Annotated in this window: 9 protein-coding genes; 7 read left to right on the forward strand and 2 right to left on the reverse strand. The window is 51.2% G+C overall.

The window, feature by feature from the left end:
* Positions 1 to 90 precede the first annotated feature (90 nt).
* Complete coding sequence (gene qseC / locus BUB06_RS15650; protein WP_039475187.1) at positions 91 to 1440, reverse strand: quorum sensing histidine kinase QseC; 1350 nt, start codon at positions 1438 to 1440, stop codon at positions 91 to 93.
* Positions 1437 to 2099: a quorum sensing response regulator transcription factor QseB gene (gene qseB, locus BUB06_RS15655; protein WP_039475185.1), complete on the reverse strand. Its 663-nt coding sequence runs from the start codon at positions 2097 to 2099 to the stop codon at positions 1437 to 1439. The genes qseC and qseB overlap by 4 nt, the downstream gene beginning before the upstream one ends.
* A 258-nt stretch (positions 2100 to 2357) precedes the next feature.
* On the opposite strand from qseB, the gene BUB06_RS15660 reads away from it, so the two are divergent.
* The 7 genes from BUB06_RS15660 (at position 2358) to rbsR (ending at position 8776) form a co-directional block, all read left to right on the forward strand.
* Positions 2358 to 2753, forward strand: coding sequence for a YgiW/YdeI family stress tolerance OB fold protein (locus tag BUB06_RS15660; RefSeq protein ID WP_039475183.1), 396 nt, complete (start codon positions 2358 to 2360; stop codon positions 2751 to 2753).
* A gap of 204 nt (positions 2754 to 2957) precedes the next feature.
* Positions 2958 to 3377: a D-ribose pyranase gene (gene rbsD / locus BUB06_RS15665; protein ID WP_010300118.1), complete on the forward strand. Its 420-nt coding sequence runs from the start codon at positions 2958 to 2960 to the stop codon at positions 3375 to 3377.
* Positions 3378 to 3384: 7 nt separating this feature from the next.
* The gene (gene rbsA / locus BUB06_RS15670; RefSeq protein WP_039475182.1) at positions 3385 to 4890 is read left to right on the forward strand and encodes a ribose ABC transporter ATP-binding protein RbsA; all 1506 of its coding nucleotides are present in this window, start codon (positions 3385 to 3387) and stop codon (positions 4888 to 4890) included.
* Positions 4891 to 4897: 7 nt separating this feature from the next.
* Positions 4898 to 5866 carry a ribose ABC transporter permease gene (rbsC, locus tag BUB06_RS15675; RefSeq protein ID WP_010300121.1) on the forward strand — a complete coding sequence of 323 codons (969 nt, stop codon included), beginning with the start codon at positions 4898 to 4900 and terminating at the stop codon, positions 5864 to 5866.
* Positions 5867 to 5891: 25 nt separating this feature from the next.
* On the forward strand, positions 5892 to 6779 hold the full coding sequence (gene rbsB / locus BUB06_RS15680) for a ribose ABC transporter substrate-binding protein RbsB (RefSeq protein WP_005976509.1): 888 nt from the start codon (positions 5892 to 5894) through the stop codon (positions 6777 to 6779).
* A gap of 71 nt (positions 6780 to 6850) precedes the next feature.
* The gene (gene rbsK, locus BUB06_RS15685; protein ID WP_010300124.1) at positions 6851 to 7777 is read left to right on the forward strand and encodes a ribokinase; all 927 of its coding nucleotides are present in this window, start codon (positions 6851 to 6853) and stop codon (positions 7775 to 7777) included.
* A gap of 3 nt (positions 7778 to 7780) precedes the next feature.
* Complete coding sequence (rbsR, locus tag BUB06_RS15690) at positions 7781 to 8776, forward strand: ribose operon transcriptional repressor RbsR (protein ID WP_039475180.1); 996 nt, start codon at positions 7781 to 7783, stop codon at positions 8774 to 8776.
* The last annotated feature ends 468 nt before the right edge of the window (positions 8777 to 9244 follow it).

Raw genomic sequence — 9244 nt, forward strand, 5'->3', positions numbered from 1 at the left:
GAAACACGGGGATGAGGTTCCCGCAGGGATACCTCGCCCCGTGGTCGACCGTGTATCTCGATCTTACCCCAACGTAACGTCTAACAACCTTTACCAATTCACCGATACAATCAGCCCGCCTCCGGGCTGATTGGTGAACGTGACCCGCATGTGGTGCAATTTAGCGATGTTGTTGACGATGGAAATCCCAAGACCGCTGCCGGATTTCTCTTGCCCCGGCGGGCGATAAAAGCGTTCGCCAATTCTTGCCAGCGCCTCCTCGCTAATGCCCGGTCCGTTATCGGCAACCTGAAAGCCGCGCTCTGTCAGCGTCAGGCTTACCGTTCCCCCTTCATAGCTGTAGCGGATAGCGTTATCCAGCAGATTGCGTACCAGCAGAGTCAGCAGCAGCGGGTGGCCCTGCCGGATAACCGGGGTGTCCGGTAAATCCAGCGTCAGTTCGATACCTGCGGTTTGCGCCGTGTGGTAGTGCGCGATCACCGCCTGTTGCAGTAGTTCATTGAACTGGACGGGCTGCATCCCTTCGGGGGACGATTCGGCATCCAACCGCGACAGCGTCAGGAGCTGATCCACCAGCCGTGTAGCCCGATCGATGCCTTTATCCAGATTGACCAGCGCATGGTGGCGCATGGCTTCATCATCATGCGCCAGCTGTGCGACTTCGGTTTGGACTTTCAACGCTGCCAGCGGGCTACGCAATTCGTGAGCGGCATCGGAGGTAAAACGGCGTTCACGAACCAGCATGTCGCTGATGCGGGAAAACAGATGGTTCAGCGCGTTGACCAACGGGCGAACTTCCTGCGGGATATGCTGCGTCGCCAGCGGTGTACTTTCGTCCGGTGAACGCTGTTGAAGCTCGGCGGTAATGCGTTTTAGCGGCGAGAGCTCACGCGTTACCAGCCAGAACAGCAGCGCCAGCATGATCGGCAGGGCGAACAGCCAGGGCATCAGGTTGGTTTTTACAATATCCAGCGTCATGTCCTGACGGTATTCCCACTCTTGCCCGACAGCGATCACGTAACGATTATCTGCTGTCGTTAACCAGACGATGCGCCATGCGTCACTGTCATCGCGTAACCTGCCGTCGGTAAAGCCGTTTCGCTGGTAGTCAAAAATAAAATCTTTGCCGTTCTCACCATCATTCAACAACATCTTCCCGTCGCGAGTAAAAATGGCGAAGGCTAGAGCATCGTCGTCTTGCTTGCCTCGATCCTTATGTACCAGACTTTTGGTTTTGGGCAGAGAAGTCGACTGAATTCGCAATTCATCGGGGTTCATGGTGGCAAGACGTTTGGCAAACAGCATTTGCTGGGTATCAAATAGCTCATTGATGTTATGACGCGTTTGATACCACGAAAGCAGACTGGCAACGCCCCAGCAAATCAGCGTCAGCAGCGTAAAACCCGCAATCAGGCGTAAACGCAGGCTGAGTCGGTTCATGGTGCATCTCCCAGAATGTAGCCAACGCCATGCACGGTACGGATAAACCCACCACCCAGCTTTTTGCGCAGGTGGTGGATATGCACTTCTACCGCATTGCTGGAGACATCATCGTCCCACCCATAGAGCTTTTCTTCCAACTGCGCGCGTGTGAGTACGCGGTTTGGATTGAGCAAAAATAGTTCCAGTAATGCCAGTTCGCGAGACTTTAGTATCAGCGGTTCATTGTTAAGTGTGACGCTTCGCGATCCCGGCTCAAGGGAAACCGCACCGTGCGTTAATGTCGGTTGAAGTTGGCCGTGACGACGGCGAATCAGCGCCTGAAGGCGAGCGGCCACTTCTGTCAGCGCAAAGGGCTTACATAAATAATCATCAGCACCTTGCTGTAGCCCTTCTACGCGCTGTTCCAACGCATCGCGGGCTGTCAAAATTAGCACCGGTTCGTCATGTCCCGCCTGACGCCACTGACGCAGAATATCCATCCCGTCCATGCCCGGCAGGCTGAGATCGAGCACCACCGCATCATAGGGGGCAGCCTTCAATGCAGCGGCACCCGCTTTACCTTCCATAAACCAGTCAATATTAAAGCCCAGTTTGTTTAACCCAGCTTTCAGGCCGTCACCAATCAAGCGATCGTCTTCGATTAACAATATTCTCATGGGGGCCTCGCAGGGAATGCGCTGCTGTTGCGCTTATGTCTTTTCCGGTTTTATACGAAATAGAGAGGCGGTGTGTACAGGACAAATCGCTGAAATCGGGCGATTTCGGCAATATAAAAAAATAAGAAAGTAAACGCTGACTCCTTAAGATTCTGTTAAGAACGGTTTGCTTTAATCCTTCCCGAAGACCGATTACTCCCGCAGGCTGACTGCGAAACCGTTGACTGTGAAGCAACAGAAAAAATAAGGAAGGTAAACATGAAAAAAGCAGCTGCGTTACTTGCCATTACCGCTCTGGTTTCTGCGCCCGTATTTGCCGCACAAAGCGGCGGCGGTTTCGTCAACCCAGAAACGCCTGCGGTTGGCACACATAAAGGGGGATTCATTGATCAACAGAGTTCCCTCACCACGGTAGATAAAGCTAAAGATTTGCGTGATGACAGTTGGGTGACGCTGAGCGGTAATATTGAAAAACGGATCGGTGATGAAAACTACCTGTTCCGCGACGCGACAGGCACGATGGAAGTCGAAATTGATCACAAACGCTGGAATGGTCAGATGGTTTCGCCCACCGACAAAGTGGAAATTCAGGGTGAACTGGATAAAGACTTCAATTCCGTCGAGCTGGATGTGAAGCAGATTCGCAAACTCTAAATCGTTATCCTCAATTCCCTCGTGGCGGGCCGTTGCCCGCCATTTCTCTATTTATCAACCTTCTATAACGGCCTCTTGTTCTCTTTATTTTTTTGTTGGCGAAACGTTTCGATAGCGATCACATTTTTTTTATCTCTTCATTGCCTTTCTTGCTTCTTTTTCTAGAATGTTATTAGCGAAACGTTTCGCTGGTGGGGTGATAAGATGAAAAAAGCAGCATTATTGAATTCAGATATTTCTTCCGTGATTTCTCGACTGGGGCATACCGATAGCCTTGTTATTGGTGATGCCGGTTTACCGATTCCTGAAACGACGACCCGTATCGATCTGGCGTTGACGCATAACGTGCCGACGTTCTTGCAGGTCGTTAGCGTTGTCACCAGCGAAATGCAGGTCGAGGCCGCTATTCTGGCGGAAGAGATTATTGAAAAGAACCCCGCAGTCCATGACGCATTACTCGATCAATTGAAGCAACTTGAACAACACCAGGGAAACTCAATTGCATTGCACTATGTTAGCCATGAAGAATTTAAAACCCAAAGCGGCAAAAGCCGGGCGATCATTCGCAGCGGAGAGTGTTCTCCGTATGCCAATGTCATCCTTTGTGCTGGCGTAACGTTCTGAGGCATCAATGCAACCTTTACTGCAACTGCAAGGCATCACGAAATCTTTTCCCGGCGTTAAAGCGCTTTCCGGTGCGGCACTCAATGTCTATCCGGGAAAAGTGATGGCGCTGGTGGGCGAAAACGGTGCGGGCAAGTCCACCATGATGAAAGTCCTGACCGGGATCTATCGTAAAGATGCTGGCAGCATTCATTTTCTGGGGCAAGAGGTAGATTTCAGCGGGCCGAAAGCGTCCCAGGAAGCAGGTATCGGTATTATCCATCAGGAACTTAACCTGATTCCCCAACTCACGATTGCCGAGAATATCTTCCTTGGTCGTGAATTTACCAACCGCTTCGGTCGTATCGACTGGAACAAGATGTATGCGGAAGCCGATAAGCTGCTGAAGCGCCTTAATCTGCGCTATGACAGCCGTCGTATGGTCGGTGATTTATCGATTGGCGATCAGCAAATGGTAGAAATTGCCAAGGTGCTGAGCTTTGAATCGAAAGTCATCATCATGGATGAACCGACCGATGCCCTGACGGATACCGAAACCGCTTCGCTATTCAGCGTGATCAAAGAGCTGCAATCTCAGGGATGCGGCATTGTCTATATTTCCCACCGTCTGAAAGAAATCTTTGAAATCTGCGATGACATTACCGTGTTCCGCGATGGTCAGTTTATCGGCGAGCGTCCGGTCAGTGACTTAGAGGAAGATACGCTGATTGAAATGATGGTGGGCCGTAAGCTGGAAGATCAGTACCCGCGTTCGAATAAAGTGCCGGGAGAGGTTCGCCTTAAGGTGCAGAACCTGTCAGGGCCGGGCGTCGACAACGTCAGCTTTACGGTTCGGAAAGGCGAAATTCTGGGCGTTGCAGGGCTGATGGGCGCGGGCCGTACCGAACTGATGAAGATTCTCTACGGCGCGCTGCCGCGAACTGGCGGCAATGTGACGCTGGATGGCCGTGACGTAGTGACCCGTAAACCGCAGGATGGCTTGGCGAACGGCATAGTTTACATTTCCGAAGACCGCAAGCGCGATGGTCTGGTGCTGGGCATGTCGGTAAAAGAAAACATGTCCTTAACCGCACTGCGCTATTTCAGCCATGCGGGCGGTCGCCTGAAACACGCCGAAGAGCAACTGACGGTTGCCGATTTTATTCGGCTGTTCAACGTGAAAACGCCTTCGATGGAGCAGCCTATCGGCCTGCTTTCCGGCGGTAATCAGCAGAAAGTGGCGATTGCCCGTGGCCTGATGACGCGCCCAAATGTCCTGATCCTCGATGAACCGACGCGTGGCGTCGATGTCGGGGCGAAGAAAGAGATTTACCAGTTAATCAATCAATTCAAAGAAGAAGGGCTGAGCATCATATTGGTGTCATCCGAAATGCCCGAAGTCTTGGGAATGAGCGATCGCATCATTGTGATGCATGAAGGGCGCTTGAGCGGTGATTTCCCTATTGAGCAAGCAACCCAGGAAGCACTGATGGCCGCGGCCGTTGGTAAGCAATACGGCGCAAAGCAGGAGTAAGTCAGACATGAGTTCTCAATCTATCGCGGCAAAACGCTGGTTCAGCAAAGAGTGGTTACTGGAGCAGAAATCGCTGATCGCGCTCCTGATCCTGATTGCGGTTGTGTCCGCCATGAGCCCTAACTTTTTTACCCTGAACAACCTGTTCAATATTCTTCAGCAGACGTCGGTGAACGCCATCATGGCAGTTGGCATGACGCTGGTGATTCTGACCTCGGGCATCGATTTGTCGGTGGGTTCACTGCTGGCATTGACCGGTGCCGTAGCGGCTTCCATCGTCGGGCTTGAAGTCAATGCGCTGGTGGCGGTGTTTGGCGCGCTGGCGCTGGGTGCGCTGATTGGTGCGGGTACAGGGGTCATTGTATCTAAAGGCAAAGTGCAGGCGTTTATTGCCACGTTGGTCATGATGCTGTTACTTCGCGGTGTGACGATGGTCTATACCAATGGTAGCCCGGTGAATACCGGCTTTTCCGACGTGGCAGATGCATTTGGTTGGTTTGGTATCGGTCGTCCACTGGGGATTCCGACGCCAATCTGGATCATGGCTATCGTGTTCGCGGCAGCCTGGTACATGTTGCACCATACGCGTCTGGGGCGCTATATCTATGCGCTGGGCGGCAACGAGTCTGCCACCCGTTTGTCCGGCATCAGCGTTGATAGAGTCAAGATTATTGTCTATTCCCTGTGTGGGCTGTTGTCTGCACTGGCGGGAATTATCGAAGTCGCACGTTTGTCCTCTGCACAGCCGACGGCGGGTACAGGGTATGAGCTGGATGCTATCGCGGCTGTAGTATTGGGCGGCACCAGTCTGGCTGGAGGAAAAGGGCGTATCGTTGGTACGTTGATCGGCGCACTTATCCTTGGTTTCCTCAACAACGGACTGAATTTATTAGGTGTTTCTTCTTACTACCAAATGATCGTTAAAGCAGTCGTCATTTTGCTGGCGGTTCTGGTAGATAACAAAAGCAGTAAATAACCTTCATTCACACAGGAATTGAGTTATGAATATGAAAAAGCTGGCTACTCTGGTTTCCGCTGTTGCGCTGAGCGCGACTGTCAGTGCTAATGCTTTGGCCAAAGATACGGTTGCTCTGGTGGTTTCTACGCTGAATAACCCGTTCTTTGTTTCAATGAAAGAGGGTGCACAGAAAGAAGCCGACAAGCTGGGTTACGAGCTGATTGTACTGGACTCCCAGAATAACCCAGCAAAAGAACTGGCTAACGTTCAGGATTTGACGGTGCGTGGAACCAAAGTTCTGCTGATCAACCCGACCGATTCTGATGCGGTAGGTAATGCGATTAAAATGGCCAATCAGGCCAAGATCCCTGTTATTACGCTGGACCGCGTTGCCAGCAGTGGTGAAGTGGTGAGCCACGTTGCTTCTGATAACGCCTTCGGCGGTAAAGTTGCCGGTGACTTCATTGCCAAGAAATTGGGTGAAGGCGCTAAAGTGATTCAGTTGGAAGGCATCGCTGGAACGTCTGCCGCGCGCGAGCGTGGGGCAGGCTTCATGAAATCTGCTGAGAAAAATAAATTCGCTATGCTGGCCAGCCAACCGGCTGACTTCGACCGTACTAAAGGGCTGAACGTGATGCAGAACCTGCTGACCGCGCACCCTGACGTTCAGGCCGTATTTGCTCAGAACGATGAAATGGCGTTGGGTGCACTGCGTGCACTGCAAACCGCAGGCAAAACAGATGTGCTGGTTGTCGGCTTTGACGGCACTCAGGATGGCGTGAAGGCCGTTGAGTCAGGCAAGCTGGCTGCAACTGTTGCTCAGCGTCCTGATCAGATCGGTGTGATCGGTATCGAAACGGCTGCGAAAGTACTGAAAGGTGAAAAAACGCAGGCCATCATTCCGGTTGACCTTAAGCTGGTAGCAAAATAATTAAAGAATAAAGCAGGGCTCGCGCCACCCGTTTGTGGTGGCGCATTATTAACGTAGCGGGATTCGACATAATGAAAACGGGTAAGCTGGTGGTGCTGGGCAGTATTAATGCTGACCATATTCTCAATCTTGAGCAATTTCCCCGCCCGGGCGAAACGGTGATCGGTGAGCAATATAGCGTTGCTTTCGGTGGGAAAGGTGCCAATCAGGCCGTTGCCGCTGGTCGAAGTGGTGCAGACATCGCTTTTATTGCCTGCGTCGGAGAAGACGATATCGGTACCCGCATTTGCCAGCAGCTATCCAAGGATAATATTGATGTTTCCGCCGTTGAGGCTATCTCCGGGGAAACAACCGGCGTTGCGCTGATTTTTGTTAACGCCGACGCTGAGAACATGATTGCGATTAACGCAGGCGCAAATGCTGCTGTGTCGCCTGATTACCTTGATCGTCATCAGCAACACATTATTGATGCTTCTGCGTTGCTTATGCAGCTTGAGTCGCCGTTGGAAACGGTTATTGCGGCCGCTAAACTCGCGCATGAACACCAAACAAAAGTGATTCTGAACCCCGCCCCTGCTCGTGAACTGCCCGATGAACTGTTATCGCTGGTCAATATGATCACGCCGAATGAAACCGAAGCACAGTTCCTGACGGGAATTACCGTTGAGACGGAAGACGATGCGGCTCGTGCAGCACAGGTTCTACACGATAAAGGCATTGAAACGGTTCTCATCACATTGGGTAGCCGTGGCGTATGGTTAAGTGAAAACGGTCAGGGGCAGCGAATTCCGGGATATCGTGTAAAAGCCGTGGATACTATCGCCGCTGGAGATACCTTTAATGGTGCGTTAGTGACTGCATTGCTGGAAAATAAACCCATGTCCTCCGCAGTAAAATTTGCCCATGCGGCAGCTGCGATAGCCGTTACTCGCCGAGGTGCTCAGCCCTCTGTCCCGTGGCGTGAAGAGATCGACGCATTTTTGCAAACCCAGGGGTGATCTTTGGCCACCATGAAAGATGTCGCCCGTCTTGCGGGCGTTTCTACTTCTACCGTATCTCACGTCATTAATAACAATCGCTTTGTCAGCGATACCATTCGCGAAAAAGTGATGAAGGCCGTTGAGGATCTCAACTATGCGCCGTCTGCGCTGGCCAGAAGTCTGAAAATAAACCAGACCCGCACCATAGGTATGTTGCTCACTGCCAGTAATAACCCGTTTTATGCCGAAGTGGTTCGTGGCGTAGAGCGCTGCTGTTATGAGCGAGGCTATAGCCTGATTCTGTGCAACACCGAAGGCGATCGCGACAGAATGAGCCATAGTCTCGAAACGCTGCTGCAAAAGCGGGTCGACGGCGTACTATTGATGTGCACTGAAAACCATCGCCCTTTGCCTGAAATGATGAGCCGCTATCCTTCTATACCTATGGTTATGATGGATTGGGCACCTTTTGAAGGCGTCATGGACGTTATTAAAGATAACTCTCTGCTCGGTGGGGAGATCGCGACCAATTATCTCATTTCTCGTGGCTATAAAAAGATAGCCTGCATTGCGGGTCCGAAAGATAAGACGACCGCCTATAACCGATTAGAAGGTTATCGACAGGCGATGCAGCTCGCTGGGCTATTCATTCCTGCTGACTATGAAATTTTCGGCGATTTTGAGTTTGAAGCGGGCTATCGCGCTATGCAGCAGTTGTTAGCGCTGGAAGATAAACCTGAAGCGGTGTTCACCAGTAACGATGCGATGGCCGTTGGCGTTTACCATGCGCTTTATCAGGCTGGGCTTTCTATTCCGCAAGACATGGCTGTTATTGGTTACGATGACATTGAACTGGCCCGCTACATGTCTCCACCTCTAACTACGGTTCACCAACCTAAAGATGAACTCGGCGAATTAGCGGTGGATACACTTTTGTATCGTCTGGAACATCCCAATACTGAACCTAATGCGCTGGTGTTGACGCCGGAATTAATGGTACGCCAGTCTGTCCGATGAGGTTTTCTCTCAATTAGCGGCGAAAAATCCGGCATAACGGCGTCTTTTAATGCGCTTTGCTGAAAAAATCCCCACTCGGTAATTTTTTTGCATTTAGCGCTTGTCAGTGGCCGAGAAGTCCCTATAATGCGCCTCCACTGACACGGCAACAGCGACACGCGGTTGTGGTGACAGGAAAAAAGATTCAACGAAGGCGGTCAGTAATGACTTGACTTCACAGCGGAAAAGCATAGTATATGCAGCCCGCGCCACCGATGAAGTGGCACTGCTCTTTAACAATTTAATCAGACAATCTGTGTGGGCACTCACAAGACCGTATCTTAACGATATAAAAAAGTCTTGAAGAGTGAACAACAGTAAATTCATTACGAATAAACAGTTTTAATTCTTTGAGCATCGCTGGCGAGTTCAGCAAATCAAACAAATCTTAAATTGAAGAGTTTGATCATGGCTCAGATTGAACGCTGG

The sequence above is a fragment of the Pectobacterium carotovorum genome (assembly GCF_900129615.1).
Lineage (GTDB): Bacteria > Pseudomonadota > Gammaproteobacteria > Enterobacterales > Enterobacteriaceae > Pectobacterium > Pectobacterium carotovorum.